Annotated in this window: 25 protein-coding genes; 12 read left to right on the plus strand and 13 right to left on the minus strand. The window is 73.3% G+C overall.

The window, feature by feature from the left end:
- The first annotated feature begins 39 nt into the window (after positions 1-39).
- The 3 genes from ACFRMQ_RS00965 (at position 40) to ACFRMQ_RS00975 (ending at position 1,346) form a co-directional block, all read left to right on the plus strand.
- Complete coding sequence (locus ACFRMQ_RS00965) at positions 40-408, plus strand: hypothetical protein (protein WP_380725455.1); 369 nt, start codon at positions 40-42, stop codon at positions 406-408.
- The gene (locus ACFRMQ_RS00970) at positions 405-926 is read left to right on the plus strand and encodes a pyridoxamine 5'-phosphate oxidase family protein (protein WP_380725457.1); all 522 of its coding nucleotides are present in this window, start codon (positions 405-407) and stop codon (positions 924-926) included. The genes ACFRMQ_RS00965 and ACFRMQ_RS00970 overlap by 4 nt, the downstream gene beginning before the upstream one ends.
- 63 nt (positions 927-989) lie before the next feature.
- Positions 990-1,346: a cyclic-phosphate processing receiver domain-containing protein gene (locus tag ACFRMQ_RS00975; protein ID WP_380725459.1), complete on the plus strand. Its 357-nt coding sequence runs from the start codon at positions 990-992 to the stop codon at positions 1,344-1,346.
- A 91-nt stretch (positions 1,347-1,437) separates the two neighbouring features.
- Here the strand turns inward: ACFRMQ_RS00975 and ACFRMQ_RS00980 are convergent, their stop codons facing one another.
- Genes ACFRMQ_RS00980 through ACFRMQ_RS00990 form a run of 3 tightly spaced genes read right to left on the minus strand, consistent with a single transcriptional unit; the run spans position 1,438 to position 5,017 of the window.
- Entirely contained in the window at positions 1,438-3,804 is a 2,367-nt protein-coding gene (locus tag ACFRMQ_RS00980; protein ID WP_380725461.1) for an ABC transporter permease, read from the minus strand.
- A complete protein-coding gene (locus ACFRMQ_RS00985; RefSeq protein ID WP_380725463.1) occupies positions 3,801-4,487 on the minus strand; it encodes an ABC transporter ATP-binding protein in 687 nt (228 codons plus the stop codon). The genes ACFRMQ_RS00980 and ACFRMQ_RS00985 overlap by 4 nt, the downstream gene beginning before the upstream one ends.
- A complete protein-coding gene (locus ACFRMQ_RS00990; RefSeq protein WP_380725465.1) occupies positions 4,484-5,017 on the minus strand; it encodes a PadR family transcriptional regulator in 534 nt (177 codons plus the stop codon). The genes ACFRMQ_RS00985 and ACFRMQ_RS00990 overlap by 4 nt, the downstream gene beginning before the upstream one ends.
- 301 nt (positions 5,018-5,318) lie before the next feature.
- On the opposite strand from ACFRMQ_RS00990, the gene ACFRMQ_RS00995 reads away from it, so the two are divergent.
- On the plus strand, positions 5,319-6,572 hold the full coding sequence (locus ACFRMQ_RS00995; protein ID WP_380725467.1) for a hypothetical protein: 1,254 nt from the start codon (positions 5,319-5,321) through the stop codon (positions 6,570-6,572).
- A gap of 308 nt (positions 6,573-6,880) precedes the next feature.
- Here ACFRMQ_RS00995 and ACFRMQ_RS01000 read toward each other — a convergent pair whose 3' ends face one another.
- A complete protein-coding gene (locus tag ACFRMQ_RS01000; RefSeq protein ID WP_380725469.1) occupies positions 6,881-7,441 on the minus strand; it encodes a GNAT family N-acetyltransferase in 561 nt (186 codons plus the stop codon).
- Between the two features lie 98 nt (positions 7,442-7,539).
- On the opposite strand from ACFRMQ_RS01000, the gene ACFRMQ_RS01005 reads away from it, so the two are divergent.
- Complete coding sequence (locus ACFRMQ_RS01005; RefSeq protein WP_380725471.1) at positions 7,540-8,274, plus strand: ArsR/SmtB family transcription factor; 735 nt, start codon at positions 7,540-7,542, stop codon at positions 8,272-8,274.
- Between the two features lie 216 nt (positions 8,275-8,490).
- Here the strand turns inward: ACFRMQ_RS01005 and ACFRMQ_RS01010 are convergent, their stop codons facing one another.
- Complete coding sequence (locus ACFRMQ_RS01010) at positions 8,491-9,699, minus strand: prealbumin-like fold domain-containing protein (RefSeq protein WP_380725473.1); 1,209 nt, start codon at positions 9,697-9,699, stop codon at positions 8,491-8,493.
- A gap of 216 nt (positions 9,700-9,915) precedes the next feature.
- On the opposite strand from ACFRMQ_RS01010, the gene ACFRMQ_RS01015 reads away from it, so the two are divergent.
- Positions 9,916-10,080, plus strand: coding sequence for a hypothetical protein (locus tag ACFRMQ_RS01015; RefSeq protein ID WP_380725475.1), 165 nt, complete (start codon positions 9,916-9,918; stop codon positions 10,078-10,080).
- A 209-nt stretch (positions 10,081-10,289) separates the two neighbouring features.
- Here ACFRMQ_RS01015 and ACFRMQ_RS01020 read toward each other — a convergent pair whose 3' ends face one another.
- Together ACFRMQ_RS01020 and ACFRMQ_RS01025 are read right to left on the minus strand one after the other, a co-directional pair.
- Complete coding sequence (locus ACFRMQ_RS01020) at positions 10,290-11,792, minus strand: DEAD/DEAH box helicase (RefSeq protein ID WP_380725477.1); 1,503 nt, start codon at positions 11,790-11,792, stop codon at positions 10,290-10,292.
- Positions 11,793-12,163: 371 nt separating this feature from the next.
- Positions 12,164-12,367 (minus strand): cold-shock protein, encoded by a 204-nt coding sequence (locus ACFRMQ_RS01025; protein ID WP_045694210.1) that lies wholly within the window; start codon positions 12,365-12,367, stop codon positions 12,164-12,166.
- Between the two features lie 478 nt (positions 12,368-12,845).
- Between ACFRMQ_RS01025 and ACFRMQ_RS01030 the strand changes: the two genes are divergently transcribed.
- Positions 12,846-13,073, plus strand: a complete 228-nt coding sequence (locus ACFRMQ_RS01030) for a hypothetical protein (protein WP_380725479.1) — start codon at positions 12,846-12,848, stop codon at positions 13,071-13,073.
- A gap of 485 nt (positions 13,074-13,558) precedes the next feature.
- Complete coding sequence (locus tag ACFRMQ_RS01035) at positions 13,559-14,737, plus strand: serine hydrolase domain-containing protein (protein ID WP_380725552.1); 1,179 nt, start codon at positions 13,559-13,561, stop codon at positions 14,735-14,737.
- A 114-nt stretch (positions 14,738-14,851) separates the two neighbouring features.
- Here the strand turns inward: ACFRMQ_RS01035 and ACFRMQ_RS01040 are convergent, their stop codons facing one another.
- Both ACFRMQ_RS01040 and ACFRMQ_RS01045 read right to left on the minus strand, forming a co-directional pair.
- Entirely contained in the window at positions 14,852-15,268 is a 417-nt protein-coding gene (locus ACFRMQ_RS01040) for a hypothetical protein (RefSeq protein WP_380725481.1), read from the minus strand.
- A 174-nt stretch (positions 15,269-15,442) separates the two neighbouring features.
- Positions 15,443-16,207, minus strand: a complete 765-nt coding sequence (locus ACFRMQ_RS01045; protein ID WP_380725483.1) for a sirohydrochlorin chelatase — start codon at positions 16,205-16,207, stop codon at positions 15,443-15,445.
- Positions 16,208-16,517: 310 nt separating this feature from the next.
- Here ACFRMQ_RS01045 and ACFRMQ_RS01050 point away from each other — a divergent pair, with 310 nt between their 5' ends.
- Positions 16,518-16,922 carry a hypothetical protein gene (locus ACFRMQ_RS01050; protein ID WP_380725485.1) on the plus strand — a complete coding sequence of 135 codons (405 nt, stop codon included), beginning with the start codon at positions 16,518-16,520 and terminating at the stop codon, positions 16,920-16,922.
- A 95-nt stretch (positions 16,923-17,017) separates the two neighbouring features.
- Here ACFRMQ_RS01050 and ACFRMQ_RS01055 read toward each other — a convergent pair whose 3' ends face one another.
- Together ACFRMQ_RS01055 and ACFRMQ_RS01060 are read right to left on the minus strand one after the other, a co-directional pair.
- Complete coding sequence (locus tag ACFRMQ_RS01055; protein WP_380725487.1) at positions 17,018-17,992, minus strand: hypothetical protein; 975 nt, start codon at positions 17,990-17,992, stop codon at positions 17,018-17,020.
- Between the two features lie 99 nt (positions 17,993-18,091).
- Positions 18,092-18,568, minus strand: coding sequence for a GNAT family N-acetyltransferase (locus tag ACFRMQ_RS01060; protein ID WP_380725489.1), 477 nt, complete (start codon positions 18,566-18,568; stop codon positions 18,092-18,094).
- Between the two features lie 326 nt (positions 18,569-18,894).
- Between ACFRMQ_RS01060 and ACFRMQ_RS01065 the strand changes: the two genes are divergently transcribed.
- The 3 genes from ACFRMQ_RS01065 to ACFRMQ_RS01075 are packed head-to-tail and all read left to right on the plus strand — an operon-like array spanning position 18,895 to position 22,222.
- Complete coding sequence (locus tag ACFRMQ_RS01065; protein WP_380725554.1) at positions 18,895-19,650, plus strand: (5-formylfuran-3-yl)methyl phosphate synthase; 756 nt, start codon at positions 18,895-18,897, stop codon at positions 19,648-19,650.
- Between the two features lie 8 nt (positions 19,651-19,658).
- A complete protein-coding gene (locus tag ACFRMQ_RS01070; RefSeq protein ID WP_380725491.1) occupies positions 19,659-21,062 on the plus strand; it encodes an aldehyde dehydrogenase family protein in 1,404 nt (467 codons plus the stop codon).
- Positions 21,063-21,091: 29 nt separating this feature from the next.
- The gene (locus tag ACFRMQ_RS01075) at positions 21,092-22,222 is read left to right on the plus strand and encodes an NAD(P)-dependent alcohol dehydrogenase (protein WP_380725556.1); all 1,131 of its coding nucleotides are present in this window, start codon (positions 21,092-21,094) and stop codon (positions 22,220-22,222) included.
- A gap of 34 nt (positions 22,223-22,256) precedes the next feature.
- Here the strand turns inward: ACFRMQ_RS01075 and ACFRMQ_RS01080 are convergent, their stop codons facing one another.
- Positions 22,257-23,162 (minus strand): class I SAM-dependent methyltransferase, encoded by a 906-nt coding sequence (locus tag ACFRMQ_RS01080; RefSeq protein WP_380725493.1) that lies wholly within the window; start codon positions 23,160-23,162, stop codon positions 22,257-22,259.
- Between the two features lie 263 nt (positions 23,163-23,425).
- A complete protein-coding gene (locus ACFRMQ_RS01085; RefSeq protein ID WP_380725495.1) occupies positions 23,426-23,623 on the minus strand; it encodes a hypothetical protein in 198 nt (65 codons plus the stop codon).
- Positions 23,624-23,642 lie beyond the last annotated feature (19 nt).

Here is a 23,642-nt window from a genome sequence, read left to right on the forward strand (position 1 = left end):
CCGCCGACATCGGAAGCCGACACCGGAAGGAGACCCGCCGTGCTGCACCTGGTCTACCTGATCCAGCCCACGCCGGACGCGGAGACGGACCCCCACGCCTTCTGGGAATGGGTCCGCGCCCGCGAGTCCTGGTACTACGACGGACTCGACACCGTCCTGCGCACCCGGTGGGCGATACGCACCGTCGGCGCCCACGTCCACACCATCGAACACACCGTCAGCTTCGCCGACGAAGCCGGCTGGGGCCGCTACCGCCGCCAGGTCGCCGACCGCGGCCGCGACCCGGCCTGGGAACGCCGCCGCACCGAACAGACCCGCTGGTGGACCCTGCTGGACGCCACCCTGCTCAGCGACCCCCCGGTCCCCCTCGGCTTCGACCGCGCTCCCGCGCCGGGACGCACCCCGTGACCGGCTCCGACGAACTCCTGCGCCGCAGCGGGCACCTGCTCGCCCACGCCCGGTTCATGACCCTGGCCACCACCGACGGCAGCGAACCGTGGGCCTCCACCGTCAACTTCGTGCCGCTGCGCGCCCCCGGCACCCCCTTGCGACTGCTCTACTACTCGCTGCGCACCGCCCTGCACTCCCGCAACATCGACCGCCACCCCCGCGTCGCGGGCTCGCTCTACCTGACCGGCCTGCCCGGACTCGGTCTGGACGGAGCCCAGTTCACCGGCACCTGTCGCGCGACCGACGACCAGGGCGTGGCCGAACACCACCGGCTCTACTACGAGTTGAACTTCCCCGATCCCGCGGTGCGGAGCGAATGGCTCCTGCCCGCGTCCGACTTCCGGGGTCCGGGCCCCCGCCGCTTCTACACCGTCGAGGTCGACCGCTGGTGGCTGCTGGACATCGACCGCTGGCTCGTCGACAAGCACGACCAGCGCGTCGAGGTCCCCCTCCACGACCTCACCGAGCCGGGCTGAGCCCAGGCGGTGCGGCGGGAATATCCCGTGGTCGCGCCACGCGCCCACGGCGACAATGACCCGATGATGAGAGCCGACACCGTGCCGACGCCCGTCGTCCTCGGCATCGACGACCTCCGGCCGCTTCCCCGGGCCACGCGGATCGCCCGCACGAGCCACGAGGGCATCCGGCTGCTGGAGGAGTACCGCGAGGGCTTCGTCGACGAGCTGTGGCTCGACCACGACCTCGGCGGCGACGACACCGTCATGCCGGTGGTGGCCCTCCTGGAGAAGGCCGCCTTCGACGGGCGGCCCTTCCGGATCGGCACGGTCTTCGTCCACAGCGCCAACCCCGTCGGTGCCGCGACCGTCGTCCGGTCACTCGCCCGGTGGGGCTACCGTGTCCGGCGGACGACGGCCCAGGGCCGGGCCGACGAGTGAGCCGGTGACCAGTGAGCCAGTGACCGGTGCGAGGCCGTCGCGTCCGACACCCCTCCCCCGTGAGGTGCGTCGGACGCGAACCGGCGCACCGTCACTCGTGGCGCAGGGTCTCCGGGCGCATCAGCCGCAGGAGCCGCGGCAGCCCGAGGACGGTCGTCAGGAGGACCGCGCCCCCCGCGATCGCCGTCAGAGCCAGCAACGAGCCCCAGTCCGCGCTCAACGGGACGCCCGCCGAGTACTGCAGCACCGTGCCGGTCAGCAGGCCGCCGACGGCCGCCAGCACCAGGCCCAGCGCCATCGGGACCAGTGTCTGCCACAGCACCGACAGGCCCAGGACGCGGCGCCGGGTGCCGACGGCGTTCAGGACGCCGAGGACGCGGCGCTGTTCGCGGAACCGTTCCAGCTGGCCGACCAGGAGGCTGAGGGAGACCAGGAGGAGGGTGACGGCCGATCCGGCGGTCAGCAGGCGCTTGACCGCGAGGTAGGTGGAGTCGGGTGCGGGGTCGAACGGGAACTCTGTGCGGGCCTGCGGGTCGATCGCCATCACGGCGGTGATCAGCCGTTCCTCCGGGTCCGCCAGGCCGTCGGCGAGCGAGACCAGGACGGTCGCCGGCTGTCCGCGCAGCGCCTCGGCCGGCACGGCGGCGGGGGTGAGGAGCAGCAGGCCGGACCCGATCCGCCCATTGGGGTCGGCGTCCGCGACGGCCGGGACGGTCGCGGTCACGGCGGGCAGCGGGAAGGGGACCGGCTCGCCGGTGCCCCGGAAGTAGGCGGCGCGGACGGTCGTCCCGGGCTGGACCGGTTCGGTGTCCGGCCGGACCGGTTCGGCGTCCGGCTGCCCGGCCGGGCCCTGGACCGCGAAGGCGTCGCCGTCCGCGCAGTCGGGCAGGGTCGCGAAGCCGCGCAGCACCGCGCAGGAGGCGATCCGGACCGCGGGCAGCTGCCAGGACTTGGCCGTGTCGCTCTCCACGTAGAACTGGGTGTAGGCGGCGGTGGCCTGGACGCCGGCGCTGTGCGCCAGGCGGTCGGCGAGGGCGTCGGCGGTGGGCCCGCCGCCGGGGAAGGTCACCGACTGCCGGTAGGGCCCGGTGGCGGGCAGCGGCCGGGCGCGGTCCTCGTACTGGGTGCTGATGCTGAGGAAGAGGGTCTGCAGGGCGATGGCTCCGGCGATCGCCACCACGACGCCGCTGACCGCCGCGGCGGCGGGTCCGGGGCTCATCCGCAGGCGGCGGGTGGCCAGTTGCCAGGAGAGGCCGCCGCCGGCCCGCCGGGTGACCGCCTCGACCAGCCACGGCAGCAGGGTGCAGAGGCCGATCAGCACCAGCAGCACGCCGACCGCGACGAGGAGCGAGCCGTGCGTGCCCTGCGCCGGGTCGACGAGCGCGAGGGCGAACACCGTCACGGCCAGGCCGGCCAGCGGCAGCATCAGTCGCCAGCCGATCCGGCGCCGCCCGGGGGCGGAGCGGCGGACCGTGCCGAGCGGGTCGAGGGCGGCCCGGCGCATCGTGAGCGCGGTGACGCCGATGCCCAGGAGCGGCACGACGACGGCGATCGCGGCGGCGACGGCGGGCTGGGGCGCGACGTCCTCGGGGTAGAAGCTGAACCCGGCGAGGCGGATGCGCCCGATGAGCTGCCGGCCGAGCAGGAAGAGCCCCGCCCCCGCGGCCAGGCCCAGCACCGCGCCCACCAGGGATTCCCCGGCGGCGATCCGGGCGGTCGTACGGAGGTCCGCGCCGCCCAGGCGCAGGGCGGCGAGCCGGCGGTCGCGCCGTTCGCCGCCGAAGCGCGCGGCGGCGGCGAGGAAGACGCCGACCGGGGCCAGCATCACCGTCAGGCCGACGGCGTTGAGCAGGATCAGCTTCGGGTCCATGGGTTTGGGCGGGGAGAAGTGGCCGTACTCGGTGATGCGCAGGGCGCCGGTGTCCACCGAGAGGTGGTCGCCGCCGAGCACGTAGCCGGCCTGGCCGGGCCCGAGCAACCCGGCCGGGCCGATGGTGCCGGTGACGGGGTAGGGCAGGCGGTCGCGCAGCAGGTGGTTGGCGGGGTCCTCGAGCAGATCCGCCAGGGCCGGGGAGACGGCCATCTCGCCGGGCTTCGGGTAGGCGGAGAGTCCGGGCGGGAGTGCGGCATCCGGGCCCTCGGGCTGGACGATGCGGCCGCGCACGGGCGTGCCGTGGAAGGTGGTGTCGGCGGCGGCGACGAGGACGGTCCGGTCGCCGGGGGCGGGCAGGTCCTCGTCCCGGAAGGTGTCGTTCTGCGTGTACAGGCGCTGGTCACGGTGGTGCACGATGCCGGGGAAGGAGGCGGTGAAGAGCAGCAGGGCCACGCCCAGGCCGACGCCGCAGGCGGTGAGCAGCAGGCGGCCCCAGCCGTCCCGTCCGCTGGTGAGGGCCAGCCGGGCGCCGAGGGCGAGGTGATCCAGGAAGGGCGAGCGCACTCGCGGGTCGGCGGCGCTCATCGGGCGGTGGCCAGGTCGCGGGTGCGGCCGTCGCGGACGACGATCTCGCGGTCGGCGTAGGCGGCGACCCGTACCTCGTGGGTGACCAGGACGACGGCGGCGCCGCTCTCGCGGGCGGCGAGGGTGAGCAGCTTCATGACGCGTTCGCCGTTGAGGGAGTCGAGGGCGCCGGTGGGCTCGTCGGCGAAGACCGCCTTGGGGCCGGTGATCAGGGCTCGGGCGGCTCCCACCCGCTGGCCCTGGCCGCCGGAGACCTCGCCGGGGAGTTTGGCGGCGAGGTCGGCCACTTCCAGGCGTTCGAGCCATTCGGCGGCCCGGGCCTCGGCGGCTTTGCGGCGCAGCCCGTTCAGGCGCAGCGGCAGGGCGACGTTCTCCAGGCAGGAGAGCTCGGGGACGAGCTGGCCGAACTGGAAGAGGAAGCCGAACTCGGTGCGTCGCAGGGCGCTGAGTTCGGCGTCGGTGGCGGCGGTGAGGTCGCGGCCCTGGTAGGTGATGGTGCCCCGGTCGGGGCGGGTGATGCCGGCGAGGCAGTGGAGGAGGGTGGACTTGCCGGAGCCGGAGGGGCCCATGACGGCGACGAGTTCGCCGGCGGCGACGGTGAGCGAGGCGCCGTCGAGGGCGGGGGTGGGGCCGAAGGCCTTGTGGAGGTCCTGGGCGTGGAGGAGGGGCTGGGCGGTGGTCAACGCGGGGTCTCCGTCAGGCGGGTGGTGAGGTCGTCGAGGCGGGCGGCGGTGAGTTCCAGCCAGCGCAGGTCGGCTTCGAGGTGGAACAGGGCGTGGTCGCAGATCAGTTCGTCGGCGAGGTCGCCGGCGAGTTTGCGGCGGGTCAGTTCGCGCATGGTCCGCAGGTGTTCGGCCCGCTGGGCGTCGAGGACGTCGGCGGCCGGGCGGCCGGTGAGGATGGCGAGGACGACCTTGTGGTAGAGGGTGCTCTGCAGGTAGGGCTGGGGGTCCTCGGGCCGGCCGAGCCAGTCGGCGAGGTCGGTGACGCCCGCGTCGGTGATGGCGTACCGCTTGCGTTCCGGGCCGCCCTCCGACTCCGTGCCCTCCACGACGACCAGGCCGTTCTTCAGCAGCCGGGAGAGCGTCGCGTACACCTGCCCGTAGTGCAGGGCGCGATCGCGGCCGAAGTGCTCGTCGTAGAGGCGTTTGATGTCGTATCCGTGCCGGGGCTGGGCTTCCAGGAGCCCGAGGAGCATCTGTCCGAGTGCCATGATCAAGGACTATACACACCATGTATAAACACGATGTATAGCTGGGCGCGAGGCTGCGGAGCCCGCCCGGCCCCCCTGCGAAGGCCCGACCGGCGCGCCGGCACCCACCCGGTACCCGTGGGCGGCAGAAACCCACAGCCTGGAGCCGTTCCGGAAGCGGTGACGCTCCACCACACCGCCGCGACCGGCCGGTCGGCGTAGCGCGAGGAGCCGACTCTCCGGGTCCTGTCGAAACTGGGTGCGAGCCGGACCGCGAGCCGCGGCCGGCCCCTCCGAATTCCCCTCAAGGAAGGCGTACACCGTGCGTGGGAAAGAACACGACCGAGCGGAGACGGCCGCTGCCGGATCACCGCGCCGCCCCGGGCGGCACCTGATCGGCACCGCGAGCGTGCTGGCACTGGGCTGGAGCACCCTGTGCGGCCCCCTGCCCGCCACCGCGGCGGCGCCGGGCCCGGCGGCCGGGCCGACGGTGGCCGAAGCGGCCGGGCCGGTGACCAGGGCGAGCGGCTCCGCGCTGTTCACGGAACCGGGGGATCAGCTCTTCACCGTCCCGACCGGGGTCACGCAGCTGACCATCTCGGTGTGGGGGCCGGGCGGCCCCGGCGGCGCGGGCGGCGGCGGGGGCGGCGGAGCCGGCGGGGGAGGCGGCGAAGCGGAGAGCAGCGGTGACACGGGCGGTTCCGGCGGCGGTGGCGGAGGAGCCGGTGGCGGGGGCGGCGGGGGCCAGGGCGGCCAGGCCGGTTCCTTCGTCACCTGCACCGTGGGCCTGCCGCCCTTCGGCAGCGTCGAGGCTCTGGACATCACCGTCGGCCGGGCGCAGCCGACGACCGCCGGCGGTGCGAGCGGGGCGGCCGGTGCGGGCGGCGTCGGCAACAACGCCAACGGCGGTAACGGCCATGACGGCGCGAGCGGCCGGCAGAACCTCCCCATCCCTGCCTACAACAGCGGCAGCACCACCAGCGTGCTGGGCCTGGGCACGGGCGCTCTCCTGAACGTGAGCGCGCCCGCCGGGGGCGGCGGGCACTCCGGCAGCTACGGTGACGGCGGCAGCGGCGGGGACGGCGCGGGCGGTCCTCTGGAGAACATCGGTGACGGCGGACCCGGTGGCAGTGCCGGCCGCGGTGGTTCCGGGGCTCCGGCCGCTCCCAGCAGCCCGAATCTGCCCGGCTGCCTCAGCCAGTTCGTCGACGCGGAACAGGTCGTCAACGGTGCGGCCGGTGGCGACGGCAGCTCGGGGACCTCCGGCGGAACCGGTGAGGACGGCGACGCTTCCCGTTCCGGCTACCCCGGGCAGAACGGCGGCATCGGCGGCTCACCGGGCCAGCTCGGACTGCCCGGTGAGGGCGGGGCGGCCACTTCCTCGGGCAGCTACGCGTTCGGTGCCGGCGGCCGGGGCGGTGGCGGCGGGTTCGGCGGCCGGGGCGGCGACGGCGGCCAGGGCGGCACCCCCGGCATCAACGGCGGCACCCCCGGGAACGGAACCTCGGGCTTCGACGGCGAGAAGGGCACTGACGGGTCCGCCGGCGGGAACGGGGCCGTCCTCATCCAGTGGTGACCCCACCATCGCCCTGACCACCCTTCCCCCACAGCCGGTGACCCCGCCGGGCCACCTGAAGACCGGGCCCGCACACCAGGAGGGGGTGGTGGTCTGCGCCGCACAGCGCAGACCACCATCCCCGCGCCACGCGGTGGACGGCGCAGCGCAGCCCCACCCACCGCGAACCGCTCATCCGACCAGAGCCGGACGCCTGCCCGGCCCGGCGGGCGACGCCGGGGCTTGAGTGCGAGCAGCTCCCCGAGGTGGGCCACGAACCGGGTCTCGGCCGGCCCTGAGTTCACCGCGCCCCCGGCGGCATGAGGGACTCAGAGCTCCTTGGTCATGAAGACGCGACTGGTGCCGGCCGGCACGCACGGTACTTCCCCCATGCGGCGCCAGCCGTTGCGCTCATAGAACCCGGGCGCCTGGAAGCTGATGGTGTACAGGACGGCAGCCCGGCAGCCCCGCGCCCGCCCCTCCTCCTCGGCCCGACGCAGGATCTCGCTGCCCAGACCCGAGCCACGCAGCTCGGGCGGCAGGTGGAAGAGGTCGATGAACAACAGGCCGAGGGAGGTCCGGCCGGTCAGGCCGCCGAGGACGCGGCGGGTGCCCGGGGCGCGGACCAGGACGGCCAGGGGACGACGGTCGTCGATGCCGGTGATGTCGATGTTGAAACGGTCCAGGGCTTTCGAGATCACCTCCGTGTCGACGGGGCGGGGCGCATCGGTGAGGACGAGTTCCAGCGCGGGCTCGCTCGGCGGATCCGGTGCGTGCGAGGGCGTGCGGGCCATGGCGAGAGCGGAGTCCGCGACCGGGGCCGGCGGACTGGCGGCGTGGGCACCGGGAACCGTGCGGCGCCGCAGGTACTGCTTCATGAGTCGCACCATCGGGTGTTCGTGCTCCTTCGGAGGGCGGTACGGGACGGGGAGCGTAGAACGCCGTCGGTTCGGTTCCGGCCGAACCGACGCTCCGGAATACTTGCGACATGGCGGCTCACAGAGCGGGCAGGTCGGACAAGGCACACGACGATGTCGGCGTTGACCTCGCCGCGGTGGCGCGGTTGCTCGCGGAGGACACCCGCGCCGACATCTGCCTGGCCCTGCTGGACGGTCGGGCCTGGACGGCGCGCGAGCTGGCCCGGCACGCCGGGGTGGCACCCTCGACGGCCACCGAGCACCTGAACCTGCTGGTGAACGGCGGCCTCCTGACCGAGGAACGGAACGGCCGCCACCGCTATCTGCGGCTCGCAGGCCCCAAGGCGGCGGCACTGATCGAGAGCCTGGCCGAACTCGCCCCGCGCCGCCCCACCCGCCCCTCGTCACTGGGCGCCACCGGCCGGGCCCGCGCCCTGGCCCGCGCCAGGCTCTGCTACGACCACCTCGCCGGCACCCTCGGCCTGGCCGTCACGGACGCCATGGTCGCGGACGGCCTGATCACCTGGGAACCGGAACCACGGCTCACCCCGGCAGGAGCGGCCCGCCTCGCCGAGCACGGCATCGCACTACCCGCCGCCCGGCGCCCGCCGGTGCGCTCGTGCCTGGACTGGACCGAGCGCCGCCCCCATCTCGGCGGCGCCGTCGGAGCCGCGCTCTGCTCCCACGCGCTGGACGCGGGCTGGGTCACCAGAATCGGCACGGGCCGCGCTCTGGTACTGACAGAACCCGGCCACCAGGCATTCCGTGACCGTTTCCACGTCCCCGAGGACCGGCTCCCCAGCTGAAGCGATCCAAAGCGGGACAGCCCACAGCCAGCATAGTCACGTAAAGTCACGACGCTGAGGCATGGTCGTGCGTGACGGCCTCAAGGGCTTGCCCGACGCGATGCCGACGCCCATCGGCAATGGTTGCGACCGCGCATGAATGCGCGGAGCGCGAGGGCCGGCGGTGTCTTGCTGTGGCCTGGCGCTCCGCGAGTGGATGTGTGGTGTGGGTCGCGGTCAGCTGTCGTCGCCGTCGGCGGGGGGCTCGGGCGTGTCGTCGTCATCGGGGTGGCCGTGGTCATCGGGGTCGCCGTGGTCACCGGGGTCACCGGGGTGACCGTGGTCGCCGGGGTGGCCGTGGCCGCCGGGGTGGCCGGGGTGACACTGGCATTGCGGCTTCGCGGTGTCGTCGGCGGTGATGCTGACGCCGCCGGCGGCGTTGCCGGCGGTCAGGACGAGTGGGCCGAAGACACGGTCGTCGGGGAGGAGGTAGCCGGCCGGGGCCCGGGTCTCTTCCCAGTAGTAGGTGCCGACGGGAACGTTGCGGGTGCAGGTGCCGTCCGTGCCGGTCACGCAGGGCTCGCCGATGCTGGTGTCGGGATTGGTGCCAGTGGTCTGGAGTCCGGGAATGCCGTTGGTCTCCTTCCAGAGCTGGAAGGTGGCACCCGCGAGGGGGGCTTGGGTGTCGGCGTCCTGCTTGAGGACCGTCACGTCGCCGGTGACGACGGCGCAGGGCACCCAGGTGAGGGTGGCCTCGCCGTTGCCCTGACGGGCTCCGGTGACGAACACGGCGTTCGCGGGGCCGCTGCTGGATCCTCCGCCGCCGCCTGCGCCGCTGTTGAAGGCGGTGGGGGACGCGGCCCCGCCGCCGCCCCCGGTGGCTCCCGCGCCTCCGCCGCCGCCGGCGCCACCGTGGGGGTCGAGGATGCTGTTCCCGCCGGCGCCTCCGACCGGTCCGACGGCCGGGCTGCCATTCTGGCCGTTGGGGTCGGTGTGGGGTGCGTTGATGCCGCCCTGCCCACCCTCGCCGCCGGGCCTGCCGGGCTTGCCTTCGTCGTCTCCCGGGAGCCCCTGGCCCGGCTCGCCCGCTTGGCCGGCGTCCCCGCCGCCGATGGCGGTGGAGAAGAACGACGCGCCGCCTCCGCCGCCTCCGCCTGCCACGACCAGAAGTGTCGTGCCGACCGTGGTCCGGCCCCCGCCTCCGCCGGCGGCGATGCCGGCGATCTGGCCGTCCGCGATGTAGGCGCCGCCCCGGCCGCCCCCGTTGTAGCCGCCCTGGGTGTGCTCCGGATCGCTGTAGTCCCCGGGGTGCCCGGCGCCGCCCACGTTCACCGTGAGGACTTCTCCCGGTGTCACGTCGAACACCGCCGACACCTCCGCCCCCCGGCCACTCGGGACGCCGTACTGGCCGTCCCCTCCGGCGGCTCCGAACGCGTCGACACTCACCGCGCACACGCCTTGCGGGACCGTGACCTGTTCAGGCGCCCCCGTGAAGGCGAAGGTGGAGCTCTGCGAAACCCGCCGCGCAGCGGGGTCCGTGCCCGCCAGCGCGGGAGCCGGGAACACGGCCATTGTGGTCAGCCCGGCGACCAACGCCCGTCCCGCGAATGAAAGGTAATTTCCCATAAGGGAAGAGTCGGACACGGGGGCAGGCGGCGCGCGATGGGCATCCACCAGGTAGCCGAACAGTGCACTCGGCAGGGGCGAGCCCCCGGACCGTCCAGCCCCCGCCACACCGACGGCACCTGGGCCACCCCCGGAACCTTCGGCCTCACCACCATCCCCGGCAACCGCACCGGAACCCTCGCCTCCCGCACCGGCGAGTGACTCTCGGCAAGGAGGCTGCCCACCGCACCCGCGACGCGGATCACCATGGGGAAGAAGACCGGTCGCTCGGATCCGAGGTCAGCCGTGGCTGACCGGCCGTCGCCTCGGGTCCTACTGTCCTACGCCGGAGATCCGTCGTCAGATCGTGCACGAGTGACTCTTCGGACGTTCCGGTGCGTCGTCGTGGTCCCGCGTCGGAGCCGTTGTCGCTACGCGGCGGGTGCGGCGCGCCTGGCCGGTCGGCGGCGGGCGGCGGAGCCCTGACCGTCGCGGCCGGAGGCGGCCCGGGTGTCGCCGGCGGTGCGGGCGGGGCGACCGTGGCGGCCGCGGCTCGTGGACGCGCCGCGGCGGGGCCGCTGGACGACGGGGTCGGGGATCACGGCGGGAATGCCGGTGGGCACGCGGGCGCCGGTGATGCGGGCCAGGTCCTCGTCGCCGGAGCTGACCCTGGTGGTGACGGGGGTGATGCCGGCGCTGGTCATCACGCGGGCCGTCGCGCGGCGCTGGTTGGGCAGGACGAGGGTGACGACGGTGCCGGACTCCCCGGCCCGGGCCGTGCGCCCGCCCCGGTGCAGGTAGTCCTTGTGGTCGCCCGGCGGGTCCACGTTGACGACGAGGTCGAGTCCGTCGACGTGGATGCCGCGGGCGGCGACGTTGGTCGCGATCAGCGCGGTCACCTCGCCGGTGCGGAACTGCTCCAGGGTGCGGGTGCGCTCGGGCTGGGACTTGTCGCCGTGCAGGGCCGCGGCCTTCACCCCGTTCGCGAGCAGGTCCTCGACCAGGCGGTCCGCGCCGTGCTTGGTGTCGATGAACATGATCACCCTGCCGTCGCGGGACGCGATGTGGGCGATCGTGGCATTCTTGTCGGATTTCTGCACGTGCAGCACATGGTGCTCCATGGTGCTGACCGCTCCCGCGGACGGGTCCACCGAGTGGGTGACCGGGTCCTTGAGGAAGCGCCGCACCAGGCGGTCGACGTTGCGGTCCAGGGTGGCGGAGAACAGCATCGTCTGGCCGCCTTCGGCGACCTGCTCGAGGAGTTCGGTGACCTGCGGCAGGAAGCCCATGTCGGTCATCTGGTCGGCCTCGTCGAGCACCGTGACGGCGACCCGGTCCAGTCGGCAGTCGCCGCGCCGGATCAGGTCCTTGAGCCGGCCCGGGGTGGCCACCACGACCTCCGCCCCGCGGTTGAGCATCCATGCCTGGCGGCTCATCGACGTCCCGCCCACCACGGTCGCCATCCGCAGTTGCACGGCGCGGGCGTAGGGGGTGAGGGCCTCGGTGACCTGCTGCGCGAGCTCACGGGTGGGGACCAGCACCACGGCCAGCGGGCAGCGCGGCTCGGCCCTCTGCCCGGCGGTGCGGGCCAGCACGGCGAGGCCGAACGCGATGGTCTTGCCGGAACCGGTCCGGCCCCGTCCGAGGACGTCGCGGCCGACCAGCGAGTTCGGCAGCGTCGCGGCCTGGATCGGGAACGGCACGGTGACGCCCTCGCGGGCCAGCACCGACAGCAGCGCCTTCGGCATCTCCAGTTCCCCGAAGGACTCGACGGCCGGCAGTGCCGGGGTGGTGCTCACCGGCATCGCGAACTCGCCCTTCGTGGAGGGACCCCGAGGGGTGCTCCGGCCGGAGGGACGCCGACCGTTGGCGGGCCGGCCGCCGCTGGAACGGACGTCGGCGCCGTGGTGGGAGGGACGACTGGAGCGGGCCATACGGAGGACCTTCCTCGGGGCGGCACGTCACAAGGAAGGCCCCGCGGCGCGGGACGCCGGGCGGAGACCGCGAGGGAACGGGCCAAAGGTTTGGCGGGCGGAGCGTGGACGGTGGAACCGTGCGGCACGTCACCTACGGTCGGCGCTCACCGCGGAGGGCGGGAGCGGAGAACCTCGAACCGTGAGCTGTCACGGCGGGGCGGCGGTCCGGACGCGGCGCGATGCGTCCCGCGTGGGGATGGCCGCCGGTGGCGGAGCCGGGGGGCCTGAACGGCCGGGGGACGCGCCGTGGCGCGATGCCAGAGGGGCCCGCATCGGGCATGTGCGCGATGCGGGCCCCTCGCTACCAGGCGGGTGCCGTGGCAGAAGAACTACAGCGGGCGAATGTTCTCGGCCTGCGGGCCCTTCTGGCCCTGCGTGACGTCGAACTCGACCTTCTGGCCCTCGAGCAGCTCACGGAAGCCGTTGGCGTTGATGTTCGAGTAGTGGGCGAAGACGTCCGGGCCGCCACCCTCCTGCTCGATGAAGCCGAAGCCCTTCTCCGAGTTGAACCACTTCACAGTGCCATTAGCCATTAAAAATCTCCTTCAAGGGACTGTCCGAAGCACGCACAGCGCGAGCTTCGAGTCACCGCATGGAGCGCCCACCGGGGAAAGAGCCGGGGAACAAAAAATGCGCCTGCCACACAATGAGCAGGCGCACACAAAGTTCATGGGAACCACTACTGCAACTAGGTCGACTGTAGCAGGCCACCACCCGCTGCGGCGGGATGCTTCACCACCGGTTTCTCGGGCACCGCCCCGTCGAACCGCCACTCCGAGCCGAGGGGGCCGTGAACACGCCTGGCGAGCAAGCCTCTTGAGCATGCGACCGGCCCCGCTCCACCCCGACGACTCCCGGGGATTCCTGCGGCGCGGCGCGCCCCGCCCACCCCCGCCCACCCTCGCCGACCGCGAGGACGCGGTGCACACGGTGTGCGACATTCCGGTCAGTCTCGGATTCGCACACCCCGGAAAGTCCCACACCCGCACGTCCGGGCGCATACTGGCCGGAATGACGAATTTTGCAGCAGGTCGCCGCCCTCTGCCCACCAGCCCCTTCAAACCCCGCATGAAGGCACCACCCAAGCACTTCGACGTCGGTGACCGGGTCACCCATGACACGTACGGCCTCGGCCGGGTCATCGACGTCGAAGGGGACGGCGACACTGCCGTCCTCGTCGACTTCGGACCACGACAGGAACGCATCCCCCACCCGTACACCGCGATGTTCAAGCTCTGACCCCGGACGCCTCCGGTGCTCGGCCGATCGGGCCGCGCAGCTCACGGACGGGGCTCGCCGCGCAGGACGATGAGACATCCTGCCGGTGCGGCGAGTTCCGCATCCTCCGCCTTTGCCCGGCAGGGCGGTTGAAGGCCCCGGCCGGGTTGGCGGTTCCCAGCGGTCGTCGCAACACGTGGTCGACTGTCTGGGCCGCGATGAGTTCATGCAGACGCTCGACCGGGGTTTCCCGGCCGAGCGTCTTGCGTGGGCGGCCGTCTCGGCGCCCTGGTCCCAGGTCCGCGACCGGGCCAAGTGGCCGGACTCGGCCCGGACGGTGCCGTATGACGGCCGCAGCACTGTCCGCCCCCAGTGGCCTGGTGACCTGTGGTTTCCACGCCGAACGGGGCCAACGCCGTCGGGTCGCCCCGCGTGCGGGGCGGTGGTGCCGCTGTTTGACTGAGGACGGATGACCCCCGCCCCAAGAGGGAGCACACCCCATGCCCATGGCCGCTGGGAGAAGCCCGGCCACTCTCGCCGCCGTGGCCACCACACTCCTGACCGCACTCCTGACAGCGCTCCTGCCGGTCACGGCCTGCCCGTCGGCCGCCGCCGTGCCGGCCGAAGGCGCCGGCCGGCGGGAGCACACGCCGACGCGGGCCGCGATGGAGCGGGCGGTACGGGACGGTGCGCCCGGGGTCCTGGTCACGGTGGCCGACGGCGAAAGCCGATGGGTGGGAACGGCAGGGGTCGCGGACCGGAGGACGGGACGCCCGCCCCGTCCGGCGGACCACTTCCGGGTGGGCAGCATCACCAAGACGTTCACAGCCGTCCTCGTGCTCCAGCTGGAGGCGGAGGGGCGGCTCAGCGTCGACGACACCGTGGAGAAGTGGCTGCCGGGAATGGTGCGGGGCCACGGCCACGACGGCCGCCGCATCACCGTCCGGCAGCTGCTGAACCACACCAGCGGTGTGTACAACTACCTCAACGACCCCGCCCTGCACCAGATCGGGCCGATCTGGCTCAAGCACCTGCACGACACCTGGACACCCGAGGAGCTCCTGGCCGTCGCGATGTCCAAGCCACCCGCCGCCAGCCCCGGCGAGAGGTTCGTGTACTCCAACACCAACTACCTTCTGGCCGCGATGATCGTGGAGCGGATCACCGGCGGTTCCTACGAGCACGAGCTGCGCCGTCGCATCATCGACCCCCTCCACCTGCGGGGCACCAGCTCGCCGGGAACCCGCGAGTCGCTGCCCCGGCCGTCCGGGCGGGCCTACTCCACCGCCCAGGTCCAGCTGCCCCCGCCAGGCGTCGACGTCACGGAGTTCAACCCCTCGGCGCTCCGCGCCAGCGGTGAACTCATCAGCACGGCCGACGACCTCAACCGCTTCTACCGCGCCCTGCTCGCCGGCCGGCTGCTGCCCCAGGCGCAGCTGCGGGAGATGACCACCACCGTGCCTGCCGGCATCGACGAGCAGGGCCTCGGACTCGTCCGCATGACCACCTCCTGCGGGATCGAGCTCTGGGGACACCGCGGCGGCGGCTACGGATTCGAGGCCCTCACGGTCTCCACCCGCGGCACCCGCCACCGGATGACCCTCTACTTCAACACCGACGGCCTCGCGCTCCAGGGCACGGCGGCCCGGGACCTCGCCGACGCGGAGTTCTGTCAGCGCCCATGACCCGGGTCGGACCCGTGCGCGTAGCGGTCACAAGCGCCCGGGCAGGGAGGCACGGCGTTCCTGAGGGGCGATGGCAGCTTGAGGTGGGACAGCGGTTCCTGGCCGGTCAGCCGGTCAGCCGCTCGTGGCGCGGGCGTGCCGCAGGATCAGGAGAGCGGCCGTGCCGGCGGCGACGACCAGTGCGAGGAGCGCGGCGCCGGTCGGGATGTCGGGGGCGGTGACCGGCTGGGCGCGGAGTGCCTGCCAGGTGAGGACGAGCACCAGGCCGAGGTAGGTCAGCGCGGCGATCCACATCAGCGCGGCTCGGTGGCCGGGAGCGGCCCGGCGCGGCCGGCGGACGAGGAGGAAGCCGATCAGTGGCAGTACCTGGAGGGCGTGCAGACCGACGAAGTGCGGAATCCGCAGATCGCCGCCGAGCGTGCTCCAGTTCGTGACCGGCAGGCCCGGGCCGCCGTCGGCGAGCCCGACGGTGTGCGCACCGATGACGGGCATGCCATGGCCCTGGGCGGCGGCCTCGCGCGCCCGTGTCATACCGATTCCCTTTCGTACGGCCTCTCCGGCGCCGCGCACGCCCGCGCGCACGCCGAGCACGAAGACGAGGTCCTGGACCGCGCGGACGTGGGGATGCGGCAGGTCGGTGCCGGGGACGCGGTGAACCCGTACCCGTCCCGCCGGTGCGACCGGCGGGGCGGAGCGTGTCGCTGGTCAGGCCGTCCCGTCGCCCGCTTGGTGGAAGCGTTCCAGGACGAGCTCGACCAACTCGGGTGCGTCGCCCAGCGGTTGGGAGACGCCGACCACGCCGGCCGCGGTCGACGCCTCGACGGTCACGCGGAACAGCAGGCCGGCGGCGAAGCAGTAGGACGCGACCGCGATCCGCCGGGCCCCGGCGCGGCGCAGTCGTTCCACCGCCTCGCCGGGGGTCGGCGCGGTGGCCGACGCGAAGGCGGCCCGGCACGGCAGGCCGAGTGCGGTGCCCAGCGCGGACGCCATGGCGGTCACCGCCGAGCACGCGGCGGCGTCGACGCTGCCCGCCGCCGCCAGCACCACCGCGTCGAACTCGACGTCGAGCTCCGCGAGGCGGCGCCGCAGCGCCGCGACCAACCGCTTGTCAGGCACCCCGGTGGGACCGCCCACCACCGGCGCCACGATCGGCGCCCGGGCCGGCGGGTCCGCCAGCGCCTTGGGCAGGTCGACCCGGGCGTGGAAGGCGGAGGTCAGCAGCAGGGGTACGACGACCACTTGCTCGTGTCCGGCGTCGGAGAGCGTGCCCAGCGCTTGACGGGCCGTGGGGCCGGTGTGGCGAAGGTAGGCGACCTCGACCCGCCCTCCCAGGGAGGATCCGACCGCGCGGGCGAGCGCCCGGGTGGACTCCTGCGCCTCGGGGGCGAGGCTGCCGTGCGCCAGCAGGAGCAGTGCGCTCGGAGCCGCCGGCTCGGCGACTGGTCGGGGCGTCTGGATCGCGTCGGTCACTGTCGTACCACCCTCGTCATGCGGCGCGAATGCCGGAAAGTGACGACCAAACTACCGTCGGCGTCCGATCCTTTCGGTGGCGCCGCGCAGAGCACGGCCGCTCGCACCGGCGGTGGAAGCGGACGAAGCCCCCGGGGCGTTGCCGAGGCCCCGTTCCCGCCGTCGGGCCCTGACCTCCGGACGTCCCCTTCCTCGCGCCCCGCATCCGGGTGGACCCGTACCGGGCCCGCCCACGGTCGGCGCGAGTCCGACGGATGCCGCCGTAGCCTGCGGTCACTCCCTCTGTCCGGCACTTCGAAGGCGGCCCACCATGCAAGCGTCCACACTCCTCCCCACCATCACCGTCTTCTCGCTGGTGACCGTGGAGTTCGGCGGGCACGCATTGCTGCGGCTGATCACCGTCCAGCACGGCACCCTCACCGCCCTGCGCGAGCGGTTCTTCCGCGCCGGGCACGCCCACGCCGGCGTGCTGCTGGTCCTGTCCCTGGCCTACTTCCTCTACCTGCCCCGTGCGGAATTCTCCTCCGGGACGGAGTGGCTCTTCGGCATCCTCCTGCTGGCCGGAGTGCTCGCCCAGTCCGGCGGCTTCTTCCTGCACCTCGCCCTCGGCACCGAAGGCCGGTCCTCCCCCGGCACCCACCTCACCCGGGCCGGCGCCGTCCTCATCGCCGCGGCACTCATCGCCCTGGGAGTCGGCCTCGCCCAGCACCTCTGACCGGGCCTCCGCTCCCGTGCCCGGCCCGCTCCGTGTTCCCGCGCAAGCCGAACACCCGCTTCGCGTCCCTCAGCCACGATGAACGCGTCGCCCCCTCAGTCACGCGGCGCGAAGGCGCCGAGGAGAATCCGTTCGACCAGCTCTTCGTGGCCGATGCCCGCGGCCGCGGCCATCAGGGGGAGGGTGGCCGTGCGGCGCAACGCGGGCAGGGTGTTGAGTTCGAGCCAGTGGAAGCGTCCGTCCGGGGTGACGACGAAGTCGCTTCGTGAGTGGCTTGCGCAGCCGAGCGCGGTGTGTGCCCTCCGGGCGGCTTCCCCGAGCTTGAGTGCCGTGTCGCCCGGGAGGTCGGCCGGGCAGCTGAAGGAGTGCAGCTCCGGACTGTTCTTCGCCGTGTGGTCGTAGAAGTCCCCGGTGGCGAGGACCTCTGCGGCGGGAAGGGCCACCGGGTCGCCGTTCGTCTCCAGGACGCCGACCGTCACCGCCTTGCCCTCGACGAACGGTTCGACGAACAGGCTGTGGCCGGCGGAGCGAAAGCCTCCGAGCGTCCGTACGAGCTGGGTCCTGTCGCGGGCTACGGCCATGCCGATCGAGCTGCCCTCGTCGCGTGCTTTGACGATGACCGGGAAGTTCAGCCGCGCGAGGACGTCTGTGGCGGCTGTGGCGGCGGCCTGCGTGTCCGGAACGAAGACGTCGACCAGGACGGGCACGCCCGCCGCGCCGGCCACGATCTTGGCAGTGGGCTTGTGCATGGCGAGGGCACTGGCCCGGATGCCGGAGCCCGTGTAGGGGATGCCGATCGTCTCCAGGAAGCCCTGCAGCCTGCCGTCCTCCGCGTGTCGGCCCGCCAGCGCCAGGAAGGCCACGTCCACGGCGCGCACCCTGTCCGCGAACGCGGGATCAGCGGTGTCGATCACGTGGATCCGGTGTCCGAGGGTGGTCAGCGCCTGCGCCACGTCGGCGCCTGTCACCAGGGAGCGGCCGCGTTCGCGGCTCGTTCCTCCCGTGAGAACGCCGACGACGGTGTCAGCGGGCCGGTGGTCGTAGGCCTCGGACTTCGTGGACTGGGGCACCGTTGCTCCTTCATCCGGCCTTCGAGGCCGGAGTACCGGGGATCGCCCGAGTCGGACCCGGGCCTCGCTCGACGGCCGGTGGCGCCGCGCCCGGACTGGTCACCGCGGCCATCCTGCCGGGCCTGGCCTCAGCGTCATGTAGTCGTCGACGGGGTGGAACCCGAGGGCGTGGTAGAGCGGGGCTCCGGCTTCGGTGGCGCGCAGCTCGATCGAGCCGCAGCCGCGGTGCCGGAGTGCACCGACCAGGGCGGTGGTGACGGCGCGGGCGTGGCCCAGGCGCCGGTGGGCCGGGTCGGTGACCACGGTGTGGATGCGCGCCCACAGGCCGGTGGGGTGGGTCGGGCCTCGGTAGCAGCGGTAGACGATGCCGATGGAGCAGGACACCAGCGTGCCGCCGCCGGCGGGGGCGACGAAGGCGAGCAGGTTCGGGTCGGTGCCGAGCCGCTCGCGCATCTCGTCCCGGAAGGCGATCCCCCAGTCGTCGGTGGGCCGGGCGCCGTCGAATGCCGCGACGCGCAGGCGCAGCAGCTCGTCGGCGTCCTGGGGGCCGGCGGGGCGCACGGAGGGTCCGGTCATGCGTGGCTGCCTCTCGGATGCCTTTGTCCACGTGTGGATTTCCTGGGCGGCGAGGTCCGCGAGGTCGGCGATGACTGCATGATGCCCGCCTCGGCAAGCTTCGCTCAGACGCTGCCGTCCCCGCCACATACACCTCGGTCGGGTTGGTTCGAACTGGTGTTTGCGGCGCACTGGGGGGCGGCCACGCCGCGCCCGTGACCCGACCGGGCTCCGCGCGCCCCTATCGAGGACCGTGAACCGCCGGAATGATGAGCGGATCGCACGTGATCCAGACGACTCCGCACACCTGCCCCTGGCCGGTGGACACGCGGTGGAAGGAGCCCACGTTGTTACTGCTGATCTCCCCGGACGGCGTCGAGGAGGCCCTCGACTGTGCGAAGGCGGCGGAGCACCTCGACATCGTCGACGTCAAGAAGCCGGACGAGGGCTCGCTCGGCGCGAACTTCCCGTGGGTCATCAGGGCGATCCGTGACGCCGTCCCGGCGGACAAGCCGTTGTCCGCGACCGTGGGGGACGTGCCGTACAAGCCCGGCACGGTGGCGCAGGCGGCGCTCGGTGCGGCCGTCTCCGGAGCCACGTACATCAAGGTCGGACTCTACGGGTGCACGACGCCCGAGCAGGCCGTCGAGGTCATGCGAGGCGTCGTCCGGGCCGTGAAGGACTACCGGTCGGACGCGTTCGTCGTCGCCTCGGGCTACGCCGACGCCCACCGGATCGGCTGCGTCAACCCGCTCGCGCTGCCCGACATCGCCCGTCGCTCCGGCTCCGACGCGGCCATGCTCGACACCGCGATCAAGGACGGGACCCGCCTGTTCGACCACGTCCCGCCCGAGGTCTGCGCGCAGTTCGTCCGGCTCGCCCACGAAGCCGGACTGCTCGCCGCCCTCGCGGGCAGCGTCAAGGCGGCGGACCTCGGCACGCTGACCCGCATCGGCACGGACATCGTGGGGGTGCGCGGTGCCGTCTGCGAGGGCGGCGACCGCACCACCGGAAGGATCAGGCCGCACCTGGTGGCCGCCTTCCGGGCGGAGATGGACCGGCACGCCCGGGAACACACCGCCGACATCACCGCGACGAGTTGACCGCCGGCATGCCGAGCAGCCGGCCCCACCACCCGCCGGAGACCGAGGGCGAGCGCTTCGCCGTCATCGACCCGGCGACGGGCGAGGCGTTCGACGAGGCGCCCGACCAGCGACCGGACGCGTTGGACGCCGTCGTCGCCCGGGCCCACGAGGCCTGGCGCGGCTGGCGGGCCGACCCCGCCGCCCGCGCCACCGCGTTGCGCGCGGCAGCCGACACCGTGGAGGCGGCCGGAGCCGACCTCGCCCCGCTGCTCACCCGGGAACAGGGCAAACCCCTGGCCGAGTCGTACGCGGAGATCACCCGAACGGCGGCCCGCCTGCGCTACTTCGCCGAGTTGGACCCCGGGCCCCAGCCGATCGTGGACGGCCGACCGGTCCGCAGTGAGGTCCGCTGGCGACCGCTGGGTCCCGTCGCCGCGATCGTGCCGTGGAACTTCCCCCTGCAACTCGCGGCGGCGAAGTTCGCGCCCGCGCTCGCCGCCGGCAACACCGTGGTGCTCAAACCCTCCCCGTTCACCCCCCTCGCCACCCGGCTGCTGGGGTCCGTCCTGTCCACGGCCCTCCCCGAGGGCGTCCTGACGGTCGTCACCGGCCGCGAACCCCTCGGGGCCCGGCTCGCCTCCCATCCGGGAATCCGCCACGTGACGTTCACCGGTTCGGTTCCCACCGGACGGGCCGTCGCGGCGGGCGCGGCCTCCTCGCTCGCCCGGGTCACCCTGGAGCTCGGCGGCAACGACGCCGCCATCGTGCTGGACGACGTGGACGTGGAACGGATCGCGGAGCGGCTGTTCTGGGCGGCGTTCCGCAACTGCGGGCAGGTCTGCATGGCGGTCAAGCGCGTCTACGCCCCGGCCCGGCTCCACCCGCACGTGGTCGAGGCCCTCGCGCAGCGGGCGAAGGCCGCCGTCGTCGGCGCCGGACTCGACCCCGGCACCCAGCTGGGCCCGGTCAACAACGCCCCCCAACTGGCCAGGGTCGAACGCTACACGGCCCGGGCCCTGGCGGACGGCGCGCGGGCCGTGGCCGGCGGCCACCGACTGGACCGGCCGGGCTACTTCTTCGCCCCGACGATCCTGACCGACGTCCCCGCCGACAGTCCGGTGGTGACGGAGGAGCAGTTCGGCCCGGTCCTGCCGGTGCTGGCGTACCGGACCGTCGACGAGGCCGTCGAGGCGGCCAACAGCACCGGATTCGGGCTGGGCGGCTCGGTGTGGGGCACCGACCTCGACCGGGCCGAGGCGGTGGCGGACCGGCTGGAGTGCGGCACGGCGTGGATCAACCACCACGCCGAACTGTCCCTCGCCCAGCCCTTCGCGGGCATCAAGGACAGCGGTGTCGGCGTCGCGGGCGGGCCGTGGGGGCTCTACGGGAACCTCCGGCCGTTCGTCGTGCACCGGCCGGAGGAGACGTGACCGAGAGCGGCCTGACCAGAGGAGGCGTGATGAGGTTCGGCGCGGCGGTACTGCGCTCGTACGAGAGCAGGTTCGCCGTCGAGGAAGTGGTCCTGAACGGGGGGCCGGCCGACGGCGAGGTCCTGGTGAGGATCGCGGGCTGCGGCATGTGCCGCACCGATCTCGCGGTCCGGCACTCGGCCGGCCGCTCGCCGCTGCCCGCGGTGCTCGGCCACGAGGGGGCCGGGACCGTGGTGGAGACGGGCGGCCCGGACACCGGCCTGAGCGCCGGCGACCACGTCGTGCTGAGCTTCGACTCGTGCGGGCACTGCCGCAACTGCCTGGCCGCGGCCCCCGCCTACTGCGGCTCCTTCGCCGCGCTCAACCTCTTCGGAGGGCGCGAGGAGAACGCTGCGCGGTTCACCGACGCGGCCGGCGGCGAACTGGCCCCCCGGTGGTTCGGCCAGTCGTCGTTCGCCGAGTACGCGATGGTTCCGGCCCGCAACGCCGTCCGGGTCGACCGCTCGCTGCCCCTCGAACTGCTCGGACCGCTCGGCTGCGGCTTCCTGACCGGCGCCGGAGCGGTCCTCAACTCCTTCGGCGCCGGCCCCGGCGACACCGTCGTGGTCCTCGGCGCGGGAGCGGTGGGCCTGGCCGCGGTGATGGCGGCCACGGCCGCCGGGGCGGTGACCGTGGCCGTCGACCGCTTCGACGAACGGCTGGACCTCGCCGAGCGGTTCGGCGCGATCCCGCTGCGCGCCGGACCGGTCGGACCAGCCGGATCGGCCTCACGGCCCTCGCCGCCCGACCTCGCCGAACGGATCCGACGGCTGACCGACGGCGGCGCACAGTACGCGCTGGACACCACGGCCTCCGCCCGGCTGATCAACGACGCGCTCCGGGCCCTGCGCCCGACCGGCCACCTCGGGCTCGTGGCACGGCTCCACACCCCACTGGCGCTCGACCCGGGAACCCTGGACCGCGGCCGACGGATCTCCCACATCTGCGAGGGGGACGCGGTACCGGGGCTGTTGATCCCCCGGCTGACCCGGCTGTGGCAGGCCGGGCGGTTCCCCTTCGACCAGCTGATCCGCACCTACCCGCTCGCCGACATCAACGAGGCCGAACGCGACTGCGACGCGGGCAAGGTGGTCAAACCCGTCCTGATTCCGGAGGGGTGACGGCCGGCCACGACGGGCCGGCCACAACGGCCCGCTACACCGGACGCTTGTGCGCGAACACCCACCGGTTGCCCTCCAGCGCATCGTTCTGCTCGGGCAGCGGACCGCGCCCGTGCAGTCGGGTGAACTCGAAGGGGGTGTGGACCGATGTGCGCCAGCCCTTGCCCGTCAGGTCACCCACGGAGTCGGGCCGCGGTTCTCCGTCGAACAGGCCGAGCAGATCGATGCCGATCCGGCGTTTCGTCGAGGTGTAGAGCCGGCTCTCGCGGTACGCCAACAGGTCCTTCTCCAGCTTGACCTCGTACGCGAACGCACTGCCGCCCGTGCTCAACCTGTCAACCGTGTCGATGAGTTGCGTCTCGGCGGCGCTGGGCAGGTAGAAGAGCAGCCCCTCGGCCAGCCAGACACTCGGTGCGGCCGGGTCGAAACCGGCGTCGGTCAGCGCCCCGACCCAGTCGGCGCGCAGATCGGTGGCGACCGGTACGCGCGCGGCCTTCGGAGCGGCCGACAGCCCGCCGAGCACCTCGTGCTTGAAGGCCAGCACGCCTTCCCGGTCGATCTCGAAGACCACGCAGCCGGTGGGCCAGTCGAGCCGGAACGCCCTCGTGTCCAACCCGGCCCCGAACAGGACCACTTGGCGGGCACCGGAACGTACCGACTCAAGGAGGAAGTCGTCGAGGACCCTCGTCCGCAGACCGAAGTAGCGGGCGAAACGCCCCCACAGCGGGTCCGCTTCCCCGTCCGGGACCTGGTGCGGACGGACCGGCCAGCCCGCGGACGCCGGTGCGGCGAGCACGAAGTGCTCCGCGTAGACGTCCCGTGCCAGAGCGTCGTGCCGATGGGTCTCGATCGCGCGTGCCGCGGCGACCAGGAGCGCGGTCACGCCGACACCGCCTTCCACCCCTTCCACTCCGGTCTTCCCATCTGCCATGCCGACCATGTGTCCTCCCCTGGGGACGAGTTGGGAGCGCGAACGACGAGGAACGCGAATGCCGAATCCCGGAAGGGGCACCACTCCGGTTCCGGTCTCGCCCGCCCGGCCACCGCTCCTTCCCGACCTCCGCCACTGGTTCGACGAGCGGATACCGCCCGCCCCCCGGTCCGCCGGCCACGCGACCGCGGAGACCGTGACGGCCTCGGGAACGACCCTCCCCCGATGCGAGGGTCCACACACATAAAAACCTACGAAAAGTTAATAACTTGTCACACTGCGCTACTCGACTCGCCGCGCCAGCGCCTCGCTTCGCGGTCGATCGGGGGCTCCGGCGAGGCGGCCGGATCACGACCATCTGAATAGGTCGCCACAGGCTTCCGGGCCGCGTCCACCAGATCGAACCGTGTCAGCGGGTCCGCGGCACGCTGCCGCCGTTCCCGGCGGGGCAGGCGGTTCAGATCGGCCATCAACAGCAGGTTCTCGGGT

Source organism: Kitasatospora sp. NPDC056783 (genome assembly GCF_042789895.1).
Lineage (GTDB): Bacteria > Actinomycetota > Actinomycetes > Streptomycetales > Streptomycetaceae > Kitasatospora.